At 62.7% G+C, this 18095-nt stretch carries 17 protein-coding genes and 1 pseudogene; 10 read left to right on the top strand and 8 right to left on the bottom strand.

Annotated features, from left to right (window positions below):
• Window positions 1-56 precede the first annotated feature (56 nt).
• Complete coding sequence (locus EFD56_RS23910; protein ID WP_126906470.1) at window positions 57-437, top strand: VOC family protein; 381 nt, start codon at window positions 57-59, stop codon at window positions 435-437.
• A 184-nt stretch (window positions 438-621) separates the two neighbouring features.
• Here the strand turns inward: EFD56_RS23910 and EFD56_RS23905 are convergent, their stop codons facing one another.
• The gene (locus EFD56_RS23905; protein WP_225882793.1) at window positions 622-963 is read right to left on the bottom strand and encodes a hypothetical protein; all 342 of its coding nucleotides are present in this window, start codon (window positions 961-963) and stop codon (window positions 622-624) included.
• A gap of 406 nt (window positions 964-1369) precedes the next feature.
• Between EFD56_RS23905 and EFD56_RS23900 the strand changes: the two are divergent.
• Window positions 1370-1769: pseudogene (locus EFD56_RS23900) on the top strand (hypothetical protein).
• A 475-nt stretch (window positions 1770-2244) separates the two neighbouring features.
• Window positions 2245-3297 carry a fatty acid desaturase gene (locus tag EFD56_RS23895; protein WP_183817531.1) on the top strand — a complete coding sequence of 351 codons (1053 nt, stop codon included), beginning with the start codon at window positions 2245-2247 and terminating at the stop codon, window positions 3295-3297.
• Between the two features lie 9 nt (window positions 3298-3306).
• Here EFD56_RS23895 and EFD56_RS23890 read toward each other — a convergent pair whose 3' ends face one another.
• Window positions 3307-4221 carry an SDR family oxidoreductase gene (locus EFD56_RS23890; RefSeq protein ID WP_126906466.1) on the bottom strand — a complete coding sequence of 305 codons (915 nt, stop codon included), beginning with the start codon at window positions 4219-4221 and terminating at the stop codon, window positions 3307-3309.
• A 90-nt stretch (window positions 4222-4311) separates the two neighbouring features.
• Between EFD56_RS23890 and EFD56_RS23885 the strand changes: the two genes are divergently transcribed.
• On the top strand, window positions 4312-4872 hold the full coding sequence (locus EFD56_RS23885) for a TetR family transcriptional regulator (RefSeq protein ID WP_126906465.1): 561 nt from the start codon (window positions 4312-4314) through the stop codon (window positions 4870-4872).
• Window positions 4873-4878: 6 nt separating this feature from the next.
• Here EFD56_RS23885 and EFD56_RS23880 read toward each other — a convergent pair whose 3' ends face one another.
• Window positions 4879-5355, bottom strand: coding sequence for a YcgN family cysteine cluster protein (locus tag EFD56_RS23880; RefSeq protein WP_037113525.1), 477 nt, complete (start codon window positions 5353-5355; stop codon window positions 4879-4881).
• 237 nt (window positions 5356-5592) lie between these two features.
• Here EFD56_RS23880 and EFD56_RS23875 point away from each other — a divergent pair, with 237 nt between their 5' ends.
• The 3 genes from EFD56_RS23875 (at window position 5593) to EFD56_RS23865 (ending at window position 9099) form a co-directional block, all read left to right on the top strand.
• A complete protein-coding gene (locus tag EFD56_RS23875; protein WP_097603343.1) occupies window positions 5593-7776 on the top strand; it encodes a transglycosylase domain-containing protein in 2184 nt (727 codons plus the stop codon).
• Window positions 7777-7970: 194 nt separating this feature from the next.
• Window positions 7971-8558 carry a DUF1214 domain-containing protein gene (locus EFD56_RS23870; protein ID WP_126906464.1) on the top strand — a complete coding sequence of 196 codons (588 nt, stop codon included), beginning with the start codon at window positions 7971-7973 and terminating at the stop codon, window positions 8556-8558.
• On the top strand, window positions 8551-9099 hold the full coding sequence (locus tag EFD56_RS23865; protein ID WP_126906463.1) for a DUF1254 domain-containing protein: 549 nt from the start codon (window positions 8551-8553) through the stop codon (window positions 9097-9099). The genes EFD56_RS23870 and EFD56_RS23865 overlap by 8 nt, the downstream gene beginning before the upstream one ends.
• Window positions 9100-9215: 116 nt before the next feature.
• Here EFD56_RS23865 and EFD56_RS32745 read toward each other — a convergent pair whose 3' ends face one another.
• On the bottom strand, window positions 9216-9383 hold the full coding sequence (locus EFD56_RS32745; RefSeq protein WP_164736862.1) for a hypothetical protein: 168 nt from the start codon (window positions 9381-9383) through the stop codon (window positions 9216-9218).
• A 973-nt stretch (window positions 9384-10356) separates the two neighbouring features.
• Here EFD56_RS32745 and EFD56_RS23860 point away from each other — a divergent pair.
• Window positions 10357-11406 carry a DUF2336 domain-containing protein gene (locus EFD56_RS23860; RefSeq protein WP_029531561.1) on the top strand — a complete coding sequence of 350 codons (1050 nt, stop codon included), beginning with the start codon at window positions 10357-10359 and terminating at the stop codon, window positions 11404-11406.
• Window positions 11407-11533: 127 nt separating this feature from the next.
• Here the strand turns inward: EFD56_RS23860 and EFD56_RS23855 are convergent, their stop codons facing one another.
• The 4 genes from EFD56_RS23855 to EFD56_RS23840 all read right to left on the bottom strand — a co-directional run bounded on the left by EFD56_RS23855 (window position 11534) and on the right by EFD56_RS23840 (window position 15980).
• A complete protein-coding gene (locus EFD56_RS23855; RefSeq protein WP_029531562.1) occupies window positions 11534-11878 on the bottom strand; it encodes a DUF1491 family protein in 345 nt (114 codons plus the stop codon).
• Between the two features lie 61 nt (window positions 11879-11939).
• On the bottom strand, window positions 11940-13388 hold the full coding sequence (locus EFD56_RS23850; protein WP_126906462.1) for a methyl-accepting chemotaxis protein: 1449 nt from the start codon (window positions 13386-13388) through the stop codon (window positions 11940-11942).
• Between the two features lie 122 nt (window positions 13389-13510).
• On the bottom strand, window positions 13511-14467 hold the full coding sequence (locus EFD56_RS23845) for a peptidoglycan-binding domain-containing protein (protein ID WP_004670270.1): 957 nt from the start codon (window positions 14465-14467) through the stop codon (window positions 13511-13513).
• A complete protein-coding gene (locus tag EFD56_RS23840; RefSeq protein WP_126906461.1) occupies window positions 14439-15980 on the bottom strand; it encodes a sensor histidine kinase in 1542 nt (513 codons plus the stop codon). Before EFD56_RS23840 ends, EFD56_RS23845 begins: the two co-directional genes overlap by 29 nt.
• A gap of 452 nt (window positions 15981-16432) precedes the next feature.
• Here EFD56_RS23840 and EFD56_RS23835 point away from each other — a divergent pair, with 452 nt between their 5' ends.
• On the top strand, window positions 16433-16927 hold the full coding sequence (locus EFD56_RS23835; RefSeq protein WP_126906460.1) for a DUF5330 domain-containing protein: 495 nt from the start codon (window positions 16433-16435) through the stop codon (window positions 16925-16927).
• 398 nt (window positions 16928-17325) lie between these two features.
• Window positions 17326-17748, top strand: a complete 423-nt coding sequence (locus EFD56_RS23830; protein WP_029531563.1) for a SufE family protein — start codon at window positions 17326-17328, stop codon at window positions 17746-17748.
• Window positions 17749-18095: the final 347 nt, after the last annotated feature.

The raw sequence follows: 18095 nt of genomic DNA, 5'->3' as shown, positions 1-18095 counted from the left end.
GCCGTTGAAAGATGCTGCTGTTGCCTTAGTCCTGGGATGAACGGAGTTCGCAATCCATGTTTGACCATGTCTCCATCGGCGTCAAAGACCTCGAAAGAGCGCGCCGCTTCTACGATGCGGCGCTGGCACCGCTCGGCTATGAGCGTCTGTCCAATTCCGATCGGGTGATCGGCTACGGCCCTGATGAGGTCGGCCTCTGGGTGATACAGGCCGAGCATCCCGTTGTCGCCGACATGCAGTCGGGGCTGCATTTCTGTTTCGTCGCGCCTGATGAGGCCGCCGTCGACGCGTTTCATTCGGCGGCCGTGGCATCTGGCGGCACCGACAACGGCGAACCCGGCATCCGGCCGGATTACGGCCGCTTCTATTATGCCGCCTTCGTCATCGATCCCGACGGCTACCGGCTCGAAGCCTATTTCCATAAGGGTGAGATATAGCCCCGCCAGATAGGCGGGGCCGTCAGGCCGCCGCCCTGGAGATCGCCACGCGGCAGCCGGAAGCTTCGAGCGCCTCGCCGGCGACGTCGAGGAATAGCCGGCGGCGCACGACGACGTGCTTTGTTCTTCCTATTCAATAATCGGCATCTCGACGTAAGTCGCTCTTCGGCGACCAGTGTGCCGATTAAGTGAGGGTTTCAAACCTATGCCAGGCTTCCCGAAACTGCGGCTGATCGTAGGCGGATGGCTGGAGCCAGATCGAGGCCGCGCCCGTCCTGCTGTTCAAGGGATTGCTATGGTGAGCGAGGTCTTTGACCTCCTGCAGCCTCATGATGAAACAGGTCGGAGCGTCCGTCTTTGCCCTGATCGTGATGATCCACCAATCGGACCGTAGGTTGGCAAGACTTGCGCCAAGCCCCACGGGATCGCGTTTCGTAAGGCCTTTGCTTTGGACACCGAAAAATATCGTCTCAGCATCGTTCGCGCAGAACAGGTCGCTGCCTTTGGCATTCCTGGAAGTCAGCATGACGTTCCATCCCCTGCGAGACAATTGCCACGCGGCGTAGTGAGAAGCCGCGTTGCCTGTAACCTGTGATGACTTTACGTCCATGCCTGCACTCCCGGGCTTTATTCGTTGGCAAGCGTCTACGCAAGAATCCTAAGCGTTCGTCTTACTGCTTGCGGAATCCTCACCTCAGGCGCTCGATAAAACTTGGCCCCTTATACGCTGCTCCCCCCGGACTTGGCGGGGACAACGGCTACCTCGCGCCCTGCTTGCGGCGGCCGGTCCACGGACATCGCCGGCGCGGCAGACGGCCTACCAGCCGGCGGAATGAGGATCATCGCCCGCACCTGACCGGTGCGGGCTTTCGCGCCGGTCGGCGTGGGCTGCCGAGCCAAGAATCCCGTTGTGTTGCGGGGACGAAAGGCGCATGATCGCCGCCTCGGCAGCCATTGAACGGGCGCTGCCGACTGAGGGAATTGAATAGCTTCGCCCCGACGAAAGGAGGACCAATGTCTTCCACTTCCAAAAAGCCATATCTGACCTCGTCCGATCTCGACATGCTTCAATCCGTACTCGACAATGCGGGCTATGCGGCCAGGATAGAGGTCGACGACGGCAAGGGTTGCAACGTCGCAGCGATGCTGCTGATCAAACTGTTTCAGGAGGGCGTAACGTCGCCCGCTATGCTTTCGCTGGCGCTCGAACACCACTTCGGCAAGCTGAAAGCGCCGCCGAAACCAGTCACTCCGGTTTACGACCGTTATGCGATCCAGGGATTGCCCAGCGGCACGCGTAAGACAAACCTCAAACCCGAGGTGCGAAGCTGAAAACGCGCTTTGGAATTTCGTCTGAACAGGAGATCGATCGATGGCAAAAGGTCAGTTGAGAAGCAATCGAGAGGTTCGCAAACCGAAGAAGGACAAGCTCGCGCCGAAGATGGCAGGCACATTCGCAAGCCAGATGAAGGCCGCGACCCAGGCCGCTCCACACGGAAGCGCTCCAAAGAAATAGGCGCGCATCGAGCCATCGGGTGAATCGCCCTTCACCGACCCTGTGACAATCGCACGTCGGGATCGATTTGCGTAACGGGCGACGTGTGGCTAAAAGCGGCAACGCGTCCGGCCTGGACGCGGGATCAGCGATGATCGTGTTTTCGAAAAGCCGGAAGGTGCCACAGAGCATGACTCCTCTTCAAATAATCGACCGCGTCGACGATCCGTCGAGCGTCACAGCCTTTTCCGGTGATATTTCGTGATCGAAGGCGCGCGCCGCTTCGAGAGCGAGGAAATCCGGCTTGCCGACTTGGACGAGCCTGACGAAAATCCGCAGAACCCTGCGGCACCGACGGCACCTTTCGCCGAAAAACCCTGGTTGAAGATCCTAGCGGGATATCGCCAGCCGAGGGCCAGACGCAGTGCCTTTGAACTGGCCGTCACAGCTATTCCCTTTGCGCTGTTCTGGGCCGCCGCGTGGGCGGCCGTTCGGGACGGCTTTTTGCCGGGCCTGTTCCTCGTGGTTCCGGCGGCCGCTTTCCTGCTCAGGCTGTTCATGATCCAGCATGATTGCGGCCACGGCTCATTTTTCGCCCGCCGCCGCCTCGACGACTGGGTCGGGCGTACGATCGGCATACTGACGCTGACGCCTTACGACTACTGGCGCCGGGCGCATGCGGAACATCACGCCTCGGCCGGAAACCTGGACGAGCGCGGCGTTGGCGATATTGAGACGCTGACGATCGCCGAATATAACGCGCTGTCGCGCCGGAGGCGGCTTGCCTACCGGCTCTACCGGCACCCGGCCGTGATGTTCGGGATCGGGCCGGCATGGCTGTTCATCTTCAAGCAGCGCCTGCCTTTCGGCATGATGCGCTCCGGCCCCCTGCCGTGGATCTCGACCATGGCGACCAACCTTGCCATCGCGCTGGTCGCCGCCTTGCTGATCTGGGCGGGTGGGGTCGTTCCCTTCCTGCTGGTCCACCTCCCGATCGTGCTGCTAGCGGGCGCTGCCGGCGTCTGGCTGTTCTATGTCCAGCACCAGTTCGAGGAAACGCACTGGTCGAAGAAACCGGACTGGCAGTTCCAGCATGCGGCGCTTCACGGTGCCTCGCACTACGACCTGCCGCCGGTGCTGCGCTGGATCACCGGGAATATCGGCATCCATCATGTCCATCATCTGGCGAGCCGCGTGCCTTATTATCGGCTGCCGGAGGTGCTGAGGGACCATCCGGAGCTGGCCGATATCGGCCGCATCACGCTCATGGAAAGCCTGCGCTGCGTCAAGTTGGTGCTATGGGACGAACAGACGATGCGGCTGGTGTCGTTTCGCGATGCGGCGCGGCTCAGAGCTGTGGGGTAAACAGCAGCCTCAGCGATAGCCGGTGACATCGGCCGGCTTGCCCGGCTCCTGCACTTCCACCAGGTAGCGCCAGCAATCCGGCCGGGAGCCGTCGATGTCGTCGAAGCCATAGACTTTGGCCAGCCCGCCGCTCGACAGCGACTGGCCGTTCCAGCGGGCGCGATCGGAATCGGCAGCGATCGCCGCCACCGCGCGGCCGACAAAGCGCGGCGTTTCGGAAATGGCGAAGTGCGGCTGGACCTTCGTCGCGTCGCGCCAGTTCGCCTCGCTGACGCCATAGGCCTCCAGCATCATTTCGGAGCGCAGCCAGCCGGGCGTGATCGCAACGGCCGTGGCACCGTGTTTCACCAGATCCTGGGCATGCGCCCAGGCCATGCGGATGATGCTTGTCTTGACGAGGTCGTAAAAGGGCGACAGCCGGTAATGCGCGGCGTTGTATTCCGCCGTGCCGTCGGTCACCTCGACCAGCAGTCCGCCCGGCCGTTCGATCATCAGCGCCAGCGCGTAATGGGCGGTGATCAGATGCGTCTCGATGCCGAGCTGCAGCATGCGCAACCCCTTGTCCAGCGAATGCTCCCAGACGGGTTTGTCCCACTCGAACAGCTTCTCGCAGCCCCAGATGTCGTTGACGAGAATATCGAGCCTTCCGGCCTCCGCCCGGATGCGGGCGACCAGCGCCTCGACTTCGTGGGCGACCAAATGATCGACCTGCACGGCAATACCCCTGCCGCCCGCTGCGGTCACCAGCTCGGCCGTCTCCTCGATCGTCTCCGGCCGCGCATATTCGGATTGATGGGCGCGCGTCGTGCGCCCCGTCACATAGACCGTTGCACCGGCCGCGCCGAGCTCCACGGCGATACCGCGGCCCGCACCACGCGTGGCACCGGCGACCAAAGCCACTTTCTCCCGCAAGTCCGCTGTCATTTCGCCAACCTCCGCGTTAGAACCGAAAAGCGCCTATTGTATATAAACGAATGCTCGTTCATAAATAAGCCGAATGCAAGAGGAAATTTCATGCCGCGCCGCCGCACCCTTTCCGATGAGCAGCTTCTCGCCATGGTGCTGGCGCTGATTCAGGCGGAAGGACCGGATGCGGCGACCTTTGCGGCAGTGGCAAAGGCAAGCGGCCTGTCCGGTTCGACACTCGTGCAGCGTTTTGCCACGAAGGCGGCGATGCTGCGCGCAGCCCTGCTCTATGCCTGGGACAGGCTGGATGCGGAGACGGCAAGGCTCGCAGAAAGCGTGCCGAAAACGCCGGATGGCGCGGTCGCACTGCTCGTCGGCCTGTCGCAGGATTACGGCGACAATGCTGCCGCCTATGGCGAAGGGCTGCTGGTGCTGCGCGAGGATTTTCGCGATTCGCTGTTGCGCGCCCGCGGTGCGGCCTGGGGGAAGGCGCTGACGGCGGCGATCGCAGGCTGTTTCGGATCGGCGCAAGCGCCGGAGACGATCGCCCGGCTGATGCTGTCGCAATGGCAGGGCTCACTGACCTGGTGGGGTTTCAGCGCCGAAGGGCCCGTGGCCTTTTATGTGGAGACGGAGCTGCGGCGCTTCCTCGCCGCGGTAAAAACCTGAAGCCGCTTAGGCGTCTTCCTCGTCCTTCTCTTCGCCGACGGTCAGCGGCCAGTCGACGACGTAATCTTCGAGATCCTCGATATCGATCTCGGTTTCGCTGATCGTGCGGCCGCGGGCGGAAATGCCGGCGGCATGAACCGTTTCGGGGTCACCGGAGACGAGCGGATGCCACCAGTAGAGATCGCGGCCCTCGTTGATCAGCCGGTAGCCGCAGGTCGGCGGCAGCCATGCAATGTCGGGAACGTTCTCCTTGGTCAGCTGCACGCAGTCCGGCACGAAATCCCAGCGGTTCTCGTAGCTCGAGCAGCGACAGCTCTCACCGTCGAGCAGCTTGCAGCTGACCGAGGTGAAATAGATATCGCCGCTATCCCATTCCTCGATCTTGTTGAGACAGCAGAGGCCGCAGCCGTCGCAAAGGCTTTCCCATTCGGGGGCGGTCATTTCGGCCAGCGTCTTGCTCTTCCAGAAGGGCAGATCGTTCATCGTTCGTTTCTTGCAACAGCGGCCCGCAAATTCGCGTGACCACCAGTCTACTCTCTTGTTATCCGCCACAAAATCAATCAATTCTTCAGCATGCTCCTGGTACCGGAGAACTTTCTCCTGGTGCCGGAGAATTTTCTCCTGGTATCGGAGAGCTTTTGGGGGCCATCGGGCCTCGCGCTTTCGCCGCTTTCCGGCGGCCGGACATGAAGCAAGCGCGATCAGGCGGGAATACAGGACGTGCAGGATCCGGACAACCCTGAAAAAGGGCCTGAAATAGGGGCAGAAAAACAGGCGGCCGACACGGGCAGGCGGCCGGCGAAGAGCCGTCACATTCTGCTGCGCATCGATTCGTGGATCGATTCGACCGTCTGGAACGCCGGCTTTCGCGCCGCCGAGATCTGGGAAGACACCACCATCTTCTTCCGCCGTTTCCGCGTGCGCGGCTGGAAGCGCATCGTCTTCGAACTGGCCGGCGAAGGCTTGACGCTCGGCACGGTCGGCGCGGTGCTGATGCTGGTGCTTGCCCAGCCGGCCTTCGAAGCGACCAAGGAGGACTGGCGCAACCGCGGCGATTTCGCCGTCACCTTCACCGACCGCTACGGCAACGTCATTGGCCATCGCGGCGTCATCCATCAGAATTCCGTGCCGATCGACGAGCTGCCGGATTCGCTGATCAAATCGGTGCTCGCCACCGAAGACCGGCGCTTCTTCGACCATTTCGGCATCGACGCCATCGGTCTCTTCCGCGCCATGGTCACCAACGCCCAGGCTGGCGAAGTCGTGCAGGGCGGCTCGACGCTGACCCAGCAGCTCGCCAAGAACCTGTTCCTCTCCAACGAGCGCTCGATCGACCGCAAGGTCACGGAAGCCTTCCTGGCGCTCTGGCTCGAGGCCAACCTCTCCAAAAAGCAAATCCTCTCCACCTATCTCGACCGCGCCTATATGGGCGGCGGCACCTTTGGTGCTGCTGCGGCGGCGCAATTCTATTTCGGCAAAAACATCACCGATGTGAACCTCGCCGAATCCGCCATGCTGGCCGGCCTGTTCAAGGCGCCGGCCAAATATGCGCCGCATGTCAACCTGCCGGCCGCCCGTGCCCGCGCCAACGAGGTGCTGACCAATCTGGTGCAGAGCGGGCTGATGACCGAAGGCCAGGTAATCGCCGCCCGGCGCAATCCGGCCACCGTCGTCGACCGCAACGAGGTGGAATCGCCCGATTTCTTCCTCGACTGGGCTTTCGACGAGGTGCAGCGGCTTTCGCCGCGCTTCCACCAGCATTCGCTGATCGTGCGCACGACGATCGACATGGGCATCCAGAAGGCGGCCGAGGATTCGGTCGAGACGTCGCTGCGCGAATATGGCGAGGCCTACCACGCCAAGCAGGGCGCCATGGTGATGATCGAGAATGGCGGAGCCGTGCGCGCCATGGTCGGCGGCCGCGATTACGGCGAAAGCCAGTTCAACCGCGCCACCAAGGCGCTGCGTCAGCCGGGCTCCTCCTTCAAGGTCTATACCTATGCCCTGGCGATGGAGAGCGGGATGACGCCGCAGACGACGATCGTCGACGCGCCGATCTCCTGGGGCAACTGGAGCCCGCACAATTACGCCAACCGTTATGTGGGCCGCATCACGCTCGAAACCGCCATCGCCCAGTCGATCAACACCGTGCCGGTGCGGCTCGCCAAGGAGAAGCTCGGCATCCAGCCGATCCGGGCAATGGCGAAGAACCTCGGCGTCGAAACGCCGATCCGCGACGACGTCACCATTCCGATCGGCACATCGGAAGTGACGGTGCTCGACCAGGCGACGGCCTATGCTACCTTCCCGGCCGGCGGCTACCAGTCGCGCCGCCACGGCATCAGCCAGATCCTCGATTACGAGGGCGATGTGCTCTATGATTTCGACCGTGACGAGCCGGCCGCCAAACGCGTGCTGTCGGAACAAGCCGACGCCTATATGAATCAGATGCTGTCGCGCGTTCCCTATGTCGGCACGGCGCGCAAGGCGGCTCTCGACAACGGCGTTTTGACCGCCGGCAAGACCGGCACCACCCAGGCCTACCGCGACGCCTGGTTCGTCGGCTTCACCGGCAACTACACCTGCGCCGTCTGGTTCGGCAACGACGACTACACCTCGACCAACAACATGACCGGCGGCTCGCTGCCGGCAATGACCTTCAAGCGCGCCATGGACTACGCCCACCAGGGTGTGACGCTGCGCGCCATCCCCGGCGTCGAAAATCCGCCGCCCTCGGAGAAGGATGTCGCCAAAACCGCCGCCACCAAACCGCAGGACGGATTGCCGCAGCTCATCCGGCCACGCATGCTCTCGGTAGAATCGACGACTATCCTGAAAGACCTCGGCAAAAGGCTGAAGGACGCCGCCCCGCTCACGCCGCAGAAGGTAGCGAGCGCGGAGTAGACGCTGCGTGACCGGCCCCTGATCCGCCTGCCGCCACCACCGGGGTCGACCCACGGGTCTCGACCCCGGCAGGGGCTAGGGTGACGGGCAGGTAGTGACGCTAACCGGATCGATCGACCTCCATGTCGCCGCATGGCATTCCACCCTGCCAGAATCAGTGGTAACCCTTTCATCCCGGTTTCCAAGGTCGTAACGTGTTTCGATTCCCCCTTTTCATCCTGATCACGCTGATCGTCGCCTTTGGCGGCGGGATCATGATTTCGCGGTATGCGCTGGATGCGACGCAGGGTTTCGGAGCGATCAAGCTTGGCGCCTGGGAGGCTTTTCCGGCGTTGCAGACGGTCGATGCCGATCCCTACGCCAAATCGCACCGGGCGCGCGCCGGCAAGCTGCTTTATGGCAGCGCCGAGGGGCTGACCTTCACGGCGAGCGTCGACGACGAAGGGGCGCGGCTGAATGCCGGCTGCCGCTACCGCATCAGCGGGCAGACGCCACCCGCCCGGCTGTGGACGCTCTTTACCGCCGACAATGGCGGCAATCCGGCGGCGGTGAAGACCGGGCTTCCCGCGGCGCTGAATTCCTGGACGGTGCTGCGCCAGCCCGACAGCAGCTTCTCGATCGAAATCTCCGCCGCCGCGCAGCCGGGCAACTGGCTGGCCCTGCCGCAGGCCGGCAGCTTCCGGCTGGTGCTGACCTTGTTCGATACGCCGACGGCCGGCAGTTCCGGCGTGATCGACCTCGCCATGCCAAAGCTCACCAAGACCGGATGCGGCAATGCTTAGGATCGTTTTCGCCATTCTGACCGGCCTTTTCGGCGCAGCGCTTCTGCATCTCGTCATCATCCTTTCGCTGCCGCATTTCACCGGCCGGGACGCGGCGACCCGCGTCGCGGCGGAAGGCGATCTCAACAATTTTTACCTGCTGAACGATAGGTATGACGAGGCCGGGCTTGCCAATGGCGATCCCTTCGTGCGCACCGCTGTCTGCTCTTTCGACGTCGAGGATGGGCCGGTGCATTTCACCGCCAAAGGCAATGTGCCCTTCTGGTCGATCGCCATCTACGACAGCGCCTCCAACGAGGTCTTCAGCATGAATGACCGGACTTCAGTCGGCGGCGCGCTCGATGTGCTGGCCGGCGGTCCGATCCAGCTGACCGACCTGCGCAAGAACCTGCCACGGGAACTGGAACAGGCGATCCTGGTGGAAATGGCGCGGCCGGACGGTTACGCGGTGCTGCGGACGCTGGCGCCGCAGGCGAGTTTCGATGAGGCGGCGCGAAACTTCCTGACGGAAGCCGGCTGCGAGCAGTTCAGCGCCCGCTAAAGCGCATTGCCATTTTCAGATTGGCTCTTCGCGCTTTAGCTCTTTGTTTTTGCGCATGTCGTTGCCGCAAAACCGCTGCGCACTTTTGCGCGACATGACTTAAGGTTGCGCGGCCATTACTTCTTGCTGGCGCGCGGCGCGGGCGCCGGGCCATGTCTGGGGTTCTCGGCCAGCCGCTCGTAGCGGACTCCGGTGAACCAGAGGATCTTGGCTTCGCGGGGTTCCTTGTCCTGAGGACGCGGCGCCCGCGGTCGCCGATCCGCCAATGCGACTACTATTGCCATTCTCGTCTCCATGCACTGCCCGAGACGGATGAACTTGCGATGGATTTCACCCTGCCCGCCAATGTGCGGGCCGGCGCGTCCTGCGGTGCCGGCATGACCGAACCGAGGGCATTCGCGCCTTTCCCACGGCACCTGATTGAAATACCGTGATGCGGAGTTTCTACGATCCAGATACTCAAATCGCGTCGTTCCTGTCCGAATTGAGACACATGACAGTTAACAGTTTACTAATATTCAGCGGTTGCCAAATACAGTTCCCGTGACTTCCTCCTCAACGCATGAAGCGCCGATTTGGTTTCATGCCGCCTGCGCGTGGATCCGGACACCTGCCGAAGAACAAAATTAGAGATAATTCATACAGTTGACCATGCAGCGACGACCCGCGCGCCGACAGCCGCGCAGGTGTTGCAAATATGCGGCAGCCCGACATCCGTTGCGTCGCGGCCCAGGATCGGGTCGAACCGTTTCCATCGGAGAGCGGTTTGCGGCCATCGCCGACCCGCAAATCTTTCAGGCTCGAGCGCCAGCGACGGGCAACAGCTCCTTCCGGTGATTCCCCTTTCGTGTCCGGCGACCCTGATATCACGGTGCTGCGGCGCTTGACGGCATATCAACAGCGAGAGCCTGAAGACACCGTCTGCGGCACTAGCACGCCCTGCATCGGAGCGATGATGACAGCCGCGCAGAGCTGCAGCGGGCCCCGCGCGACGACAGCAGGGCGAACTGTCGCGGTGGTCGCAACAGCGATCGAAAACCGTCGCGGCAGCCCTTCGAAAGCAGACGGATTTTTGTTGCCGGCTAATAATCAGCAACACGCCACACGTGTATATTTCTGTTGCATTTTAATAAAATCTTCAACATCCATTAACCGTACCGGTGTAGGATTTGTTCATATCCGTGCGATCCGACAGGCGTTCCGCCAGCGCCATCGGCACCACGGTTTCCCTTGGTTCTGCGTTTTCAGGGTGTGCGTGTGCGTGACCGGTTTCGAGACCTCGAGGGCCCGTTGGCCGTCAGGAAAAAGGACGTGGTGTTAATGGCGACTGTCAGCAGTTTCGAGAGCCTGTCTCATCCGACACGATCTGAATTGCGCCAATTCGCCGAGCTTTTCACACCGCTGTTCCAGGCCTCCTCCGACGAGGCCAAGCGCCAGGCGGTCGCCGCCCTTTCCCAGTGCCAGACCATGCCGGCAGCCGTGGCGCTATTCATCGGCAATCAGCCGATCGAGATCGCAGCACCCTTTCTTGCCGCTTCAAAGGCCATTGCCGACGACACGCTGATCACCATCGCGCGCATGCAGGGCGCAGCCCATGTCAAGGCGATCGTCAGCCGCAACTCGCTGTCGCCGAAGGTCATCGACGCGCTGGTAGCGTTGCGCCAGAGCCAGCCGCGGCCGGCGGCCCCCGCCGCACCGATCACAGAATCGGAGGGCGTGCCGCTATCGCCCGCCCCGGTGGAGAGCAGCGAGGCCGAAGCGCTGGCGGAACAGCGTCTCGCCAATGAAGAGGCGTTGCGCGAGCGCATTCTCGACCTTGCCGGCCATCTCGGCCGCAAGGACGATGACAGGCTCGGCCTGCGCACGCTGACCGACATTCAGGAGGCGCTGCTGGTGCGCTTTGCCCGTTCGCGCGAGGCAAGCCATTTCGCAACTGCCCTCGCCGATGCACTTTCGGCCAGCCGCTGGCTTGCCGAGCGCATCATGCTCGACCTGTCGGGCCAGCAGCTCGCCACGACGTTGACGAGCCTCGGCATGAGTTTTCTCGACGCCGTCTTCGTGCTGGAGCGGTTCTATCCGCACCTGGCCGAACAGCAGCATAATGTCACGCGCGCCTGGATGGTGCTCGATGCGCTCGATGCGGAAGAATGCCACGAAAGAGTAGAGGCCTGGCGGCGCGCCGACCGCTACACCTACAAGCCGGAGGCGGCCGTTACGCCGGCGCTCGAGGAGACGGAAAGCCCCCGCTTCGTCCGCCAGGCGCCGGTGCAGCGCGACATGCGCGTGCTCGGACGGCGGTCGCGCTGAGCCGACGAGCGGCCCCAGAGCATGTCTCGCAAAAGTGTGCAGCGGTATTGCGCTAAAGACACATGCGTAAAATCAAAGACCTAAAGTGTGACAGGCGAATCTGAAAGATCGCGACACACTTTAGATTTCAGCCGTCCCGCGCGAGCGGAATAAGATCGCCCAATTCCTCCGCCTCCAGCTCGACGATCCACAGATCGGGGTCGAAGCGGCATTCACGCTCCAGCATCGCCCGCACCGCTTCCGGCTCGCTGCGTGCGAGGCGGATCTCGAACAGACGATCAACGGCCTCATCTTCGCCGAAGGCTGTCTGCGGAGCCGGCGCATAAAGCGTCTCCAGGCCGTCGCGAAAGTGCTGGCGGATGAAGATCGCCCCCGCCTCCTCGGCGCCCTTTTTCTCGACGGCGGCGAAATCGCCGCTGGCGAAGACCCGGCGCAGAAGGGAGGAAACGAAGATGTCGGCGCGTAATCTCATCGGCGCGGTATAGACCGGCGCGCCGGTATCGGCAATCCGCGCTCGGATATTGGCGGAGGCGTCAAACCTTGACCGCCAGCCGCAATCCACCCCAATGGCGGCCGCGCAGGCTGATCGGAGCGGAGATATCCTTCATCATCACGAAATTGCCGCCGCCCATGTCGCGCCGATAGGTCTGGACGAGGAAAGGCGCGGTGCTGCGGCCGGCGGCCAGGCCGACACGATCGGCGAAGATGCGGCGATTGCGGCAATTGGCGGTGTTCCAGACGGCGTCGCCCAGCCGCTGCGGCTGCGAGAATTTCCGGTTATGGGTCGGCAGGTAGCCGTTCTCGTCGATCGCCGCGCAGAAGGCGACGCGCTCGTCCAGGGTAAGGACCGGCTCCAGGATCGGCGGCAGCAGCCGGTCGGTAAGCTCGGTGAAGGCGGCCATCATCTGAACCGGATCAGTGCCCGGTATTGGCCGGTAGCGCCGGTCGAAGAGGGCGTCGAGGCCGATCTGGCCCTCGGCGACGGCCCGTTCGAAGGCACCCGATATCTGCCTTGCCACCGATTGCGCCTCCTCGATCCAGCGGCTGTCGGCGGTCTTCACACCGGCGCTCGCCGTCAGCTGGACCAGTGTTTCTGAGAGACCGACGACACTGTCGACCCGTCTTGCCGCCTGCTGCAGCCTGACATTCGAACCGGTCACCTCGCCGGACATCTCGCTGAGCTTTTCGACGAAACCGGCACATTGCTGGTCGACCGCCTCGGTGGTGTTGGCCATGACGGTCGAACTGTCGAGGATGCGGGTGATGACATGTTCCATGCTTTCGAAGGCGCCGCGCATCGCCTCCGACTTGTCGCGCACGCCGGCAGCGCTGTTGCGCGCATCGCCGCCGACCGCCGACAGCCTGTCGATCTTCACCCGCAATTCGTCCAGCGTGTCCTGGATCGAGCCGGTCGCCTTCGAGGTCTGCAGCGAAAGCGCCCGAACCTCGGCGGCGACGACGGCGAAGCCCTTGCCGGCGTCACCGGCGCGCGCTGCCTCGATCGCGGCATTCAACGCCAGCAGGTTGGTCTGGCGGGCAATGGTGCTGATCTCGTCGGCAATCTTGTCGACATCGGCCAGCGATTTCGAAAAGCCGGCGATTTCGGCACCGATGACGTCAGAGGATTGAACCATGTGGCCGATCTCGGCGACGGAGCCGGACAGTCGGTCGGCCGATTCCTTCAGCATCTGCCGGGCGTCGGCTGCCGTGCGGTCGGTCTCGCGCAGCGACAGGGCGACCGAGCGGTTGGTTTCGGCAATCGACAGCGCAGTGCGGGTGACATGATCGAAGGCGGAGGCATGGCGGCCCGACATCGCCGCCATGTCCTGAATGGCGCCGGCAATATCGACGAGATCGATGCCGAGCGTCGAGGCCTCCTCGGCAAGGCGCTGCAGGATGTGACGCAACGCCGTGCGATCCGGGCCTTCCGTCTCGACTGCCGGTTCTCCGGCCAGCTCGTCTATCGCCTTCAGAGCATGCATGACCGACGTTCCCCCGCCTCAATCGGCAAAGCTTCGATCAACATGGTTAATAAGTTGCAAATAGCGCCCGCATCTTAGACTTAGGTTGTAGTCTCGGGCGAGACCTAGTAGCGCGATAGGTCTCAGATCGCGCCGATTTCCTTGAGTTTCTTCAGCACCGCCTCGTTCGGCTCGCCGTTTTCGGGCAGGTTGTAGTGCTTCTGGAAATGGCGGATGGCGGCGCGGGTCTGCTCGCCGGCGACGCCGTCGACGCCGACATTGGCATAGGCCATGTTGGACAGACCCTTCTGTATCTTCAGCACCAGGTCGACAGTGGTGAGTTCGCTTGAAGGAAGCTGCTTTGCTGCCGATGGCGCCGTCTTGACCGTCTTTTCGGCGCTGCGGATCGCGGCGGCCACCGGGTCTTCCGCCGCCGCCTTCGAGCTCACATCCTCACGCGGTTTTTCCGCGGGCACGGTCGAGGGACCGGCGGCGTCGGTTTTCAGCGCGGCCAGCACCTCCGGCGTCGCTTCCCCGGTCTGCGCCATGCCGACGGTTTCCTGGAAGAAGAGGATGGCGGCGCTGGTGCGGGGGCCGATAATGCCGTCAGGAATGCCGTTATAGAGGCCGCGGCGCACCAGCTGCTGCTGGATGCCCATAACCAGCTCGCTCGGCTGCTGAGCCGGTGCGGCGGGCGCCGGCGTCGCGCTGGTGGTGGCGGCGGCATCCTCCGGCCGTTCGATCCGGAAGGTCGTGACCTCGCCTTGCTGCTCTTCGGCCGGGCGGCGGGCGCCGAGCACGTTCGAAGACTGCGGGTCGCGGGTGCGGAAAATCGGATGCGGATGCAGTCCGGGCTGATACCAGAGCGCATTGGCCGCAACGAAAGAGAAGATGACGACGAAGGCGATCGTGCCGCCGGCAACCGAGGGATTGCGACCGATGACGCCGCCGAGCGCCGATGCGCCCTGCAGCCCAAGACCACCCAGCGCAGATGCGCCCTGCAGACCGAGGCCGCCGAGAGCGGCTGCACCTGACACCACGAGGCCCGGCTGCTGCCGTCGGTTTTTTCCCTTAGGCGATTTTCGCTTGCGCGCGGCCATCGAAAAGCCCCTCTTCCAATTCTACCCCTGACTTGACCACGTCTTTCAGCCGCGGCGGAAACTCGACTGTCGCGCCCTGGCCGGCATCATCTGCCCGCCTAGCGCCCGAACCGTCCACCGCGATCTCGATGGTGATGATCGTACCCTCGCCCGGCTGGCTGGCGATAGCGAAATTTCCGCCATGCAGCGCGACAAGTCCCTTGACCAGTGAAAGGCCGAGGCCGGTCCCTTCGAAGCGGCGGGTGTAATCGTTCTGGATCTGGACGAAGGGCTGGCCGAGCAGCGCCAGCTTGTCGGCGGCAATGCCGATGCCGGTATCGCTGACCGTCAGCTTCAGGATGCCGTCGCGGGCCGCCGCATCGATAGAGACGACGCCGCCGGCCTCGGTGAACTTCACGGCATTGCCGACGAGATTGATGAGGATCTGCTGGATGGCGCGCTGATCGGCGACGATCTCACCGAGGCCGCGCTGGATCCGGCTTGTCAGGGTGACGCCCTTGGTCTTGGCCTGCAAGGCCAGCATCGATTCGCAGGATCTGACGGAGGCCGATATGTCGAAAGCTTCAAGGATCAGCTCGTAGCGGCCGGCCTCGATCTTGCTCATGTCGAGCATGGTGTTGACGACGGAAAGCAGATGCGCGCCGGATTCGCGGACGAGGCCGACATATTCACGCTGGCGGTCGTTTTCGAACTTGCCGAAATATTCGCCGATCAGAATATCGGAAAAACCGAGAATGGCGTTGAGCGGCGTGCGCAGCTCATGGCTGACGGCGGCGAGGAACCGCGATTTGGCATCGTTTGCCGATTCGGCGTCGGCCGCGCGGCTTTGCGCCTCGGCCCGCAGCTGCTGCTCGACGGAGACGTCGCGCAGCTGGGCGATGACGGCGGCCAGTTCGCCATCGGCATCGCGCCGGGCGGTCATATCCATTCTCAGATAAGCGAACTGGCGCTGATCGCGCGAAACCGAAGGCCGGTCGAGGCGCAGATCGACGCTTGCGGCATCCTCGCCGCGGCGCAGGCCGTCGAGCGCCTGCAGGAACAGGATGCGATCGGAGACATGCACCTGCTCCAGGAAGCCTCTGCCCTTCGGATCGCGCATCCAGGCGAGGAAATCGCGCCGGTCGCGGCCGCCGATGGTGGCGACGCTGCCGTGCGGATCGAGGAACAAGACGAGGCCGGGCGTGACGCTCAGGAAGAAGTCCTCGGCCGACTGGGTGGCGATGCCGGCCGACGAGCCCTGGCGGGCGAGCGCAATGCTGCCGACGGCGGAAAAGAGGAAGGCGGCGCAGACCATGGCGACACCGGCCGGCAAGGCGACGGCCGGGCTGGTAACCGCCGAAAGGCCGACGGGCGCGGCGACGAGAGCAGCCGACGACAGCAGCACCAGGCGGCGCAGAATCGCAAGCTCGCGCTGGCGCACGGCTTCGCCGCCGCCCGTCCGGGAGAGCCAGCTTGTCGCCGCCCGGTCTACGAGCGCCGTCACCCAGCCGCCAATGTCACTCAATACTCGCACGCAATACCCGCCCGAAAAGGCTGTCTGTCGATCCGGACAATAGGCCCCCGCGACTTAAGGAAAGGATAAGGCAAAAGCGCCGTTCACAGCCAGAAAGGGCAGAAATTCCCGTTTTGAGGCATCCGAGAGCCCCTTTGCCTTTTGTGGTTAATAGCCGGTAAGCAACGGAATTCCTTCATATTTCAGCATCGCGTTAACGCCTGTGGCAGGGCGAGCGGCCAAAAGCCCTGCAATTGCAAGGAGGTGCCGCCCTGATGCTTAACGGCAGTCGCTCGCATTCGACTTAAATGCAGCTCAAATCCGCTTCGCTAAAATTTGAATTAAATTTGCCGCAAATGCGCGCGAGTTTCGAAAAGCGGCATTCGCAACTTGTCGATAGGGTGAAAGCACACCGGACAACCGGCCTGATTCGGCGAAAAGAACCGGACGGGAAAACAGGATGGGCAACGACAATGTGGTTTCTGATCAAAGGATCCTTCTGGTTTGGCCTCGTGCTCGTGCTTCTTTCCGTCTTCAGCACGGAGGGTTCCGACAAGCTCGCCAGCGGCCCGCAATTGCAGCTTTCCGACGCCTTTACGGCGGCCAGCGGCGCCTATGACTATCTGACCGGCATGTGCTCGGAAAAGCCCGAGGTCTGCGCCAAGGGCGCGGAGACCCTGACGGCGCTCGGTTACCGGGCCCGCGAGGGCGCCCACGTTGCCTATGAACTGCTCGACAGCCAGTTCAGCGACGAGCCGGCAACGTCGGCAAAGCTTGCCGAAACGGCAAAGCGGGCGGCACCCGCCCTGCCCTCGCTCGCCGCCCCTTCCGTCCAGGAAAAGGTGCGCGAGGCAAAGGCTGCGCTCAACCAGCCGATGCCCTACCGCCCGCCGGTCGATGATGAAACGGCTGCCGAGACGGTGGTAACCGGCGCGATCCCGCTGCCGACGCCGAAACCGGCGATCTGACAATATTGCGCGGGCGCCCGCCCGCAGCGCATTTCGAATTCTTCGTTCCTGTTTGACGCAATTCCGGACGGAAAACAGCTTCGCAGCCGGAATTGCCTGAGCTTGCATCGGTGGTCCGCATGACGCGGAAATGCCCCATGCCTGACGTGCCTGCCCTGTTTAATTCAGCATCTTGCTGCGCCGTGAGGATGCCCATCCCTCACGGCGTTTCTTTAACACGCGGCGTCTTGGGCGGCATGCGCAAGCAAAAAAGCTGAAGCACGGGCAATTCTGAGCGGCTGCGACGCGCTTTACCGGTTCAAATCCGTGTGTCTTTCACCTATATGCAGTCCTAGAGCATGTCCGGAGGCAAAATTGCCGTGCATTTCGCCGGCCCTGCCAATGGTGAAAGGCTTTTCATGGCATCCCTCGACCAGATCATCGACGACTTTACCTTCCTGGACGATTGGGAAGACCGCTACCGCTATGTCATCGAACTCGGCAAGGCGCTGCCTGATCTGGCCGAGGAAAAGCGCACCTCCGAGAACAAGGTGATGGGCTGCGCCAGCCAGGTGTGGCTGGTGACGCATACCTCGGGCGACCCGGACAATCCGATCATGAACTTCGAGGGCGATTCCGATGCCCATATCGTGCGCGGCCTCGTCGCCATCGTACTTGCCACCTATTCCGGCAAGCCGGCATCCGAAATCGCCGCGCTCGATGCCTTCGAAATCTTCTCGAAGATCGGCTTGGTGGAGAACCTGTCGTCGCAGCGCTCGAACGGGTTGCGTTCGATGGTGAAGAGAATCCGGGAAGAGGCGCAAGTCCGCGCCGCAGCTTGAACGCGGTTCGATTCGACCCGGATGCGCACGGCAGCGCTGCGTAACTCAGTATATTAACACTTACTTATAGTATAGGAATACATTCTACGCCTCTCTTCGAAGCATAAGATGCGGCGCCTGGTGATATCCCGCCTTCACCAGATCCACTTTCGATAGGCGTAAAATAGTCTGGAAGATTATTTTCCCCGCCCGAAACAGGATAATGTCAGACCTCCCCGGACTAGAGCGTATCTGGATTTAGTTGAATCGGAAGGGATTCCGTTTTTGGCTGTTTTGTGATTCAAGATGCTGGCTGGAGTGGAGGCCAGCATCGGATGACTCGACCTCTTTCAAATGATCTTCGCAAG

This window comes from Rhizobium phaseoli (assembly GCF_003985125.1).
In the GTDB taxonomy this organism is placed as follows: domain Bacteria; phylum Pseudomonadota; class Alphaproteobacteria; order Rhizobiales; family Rhizobiaceae; genus Rhizobium; species Rhizobium phaseoli.
Note: the sequence above shows the minus strand (reverse complement) of the source record. Positions and strands in the feature narration are given on the sequence as shown.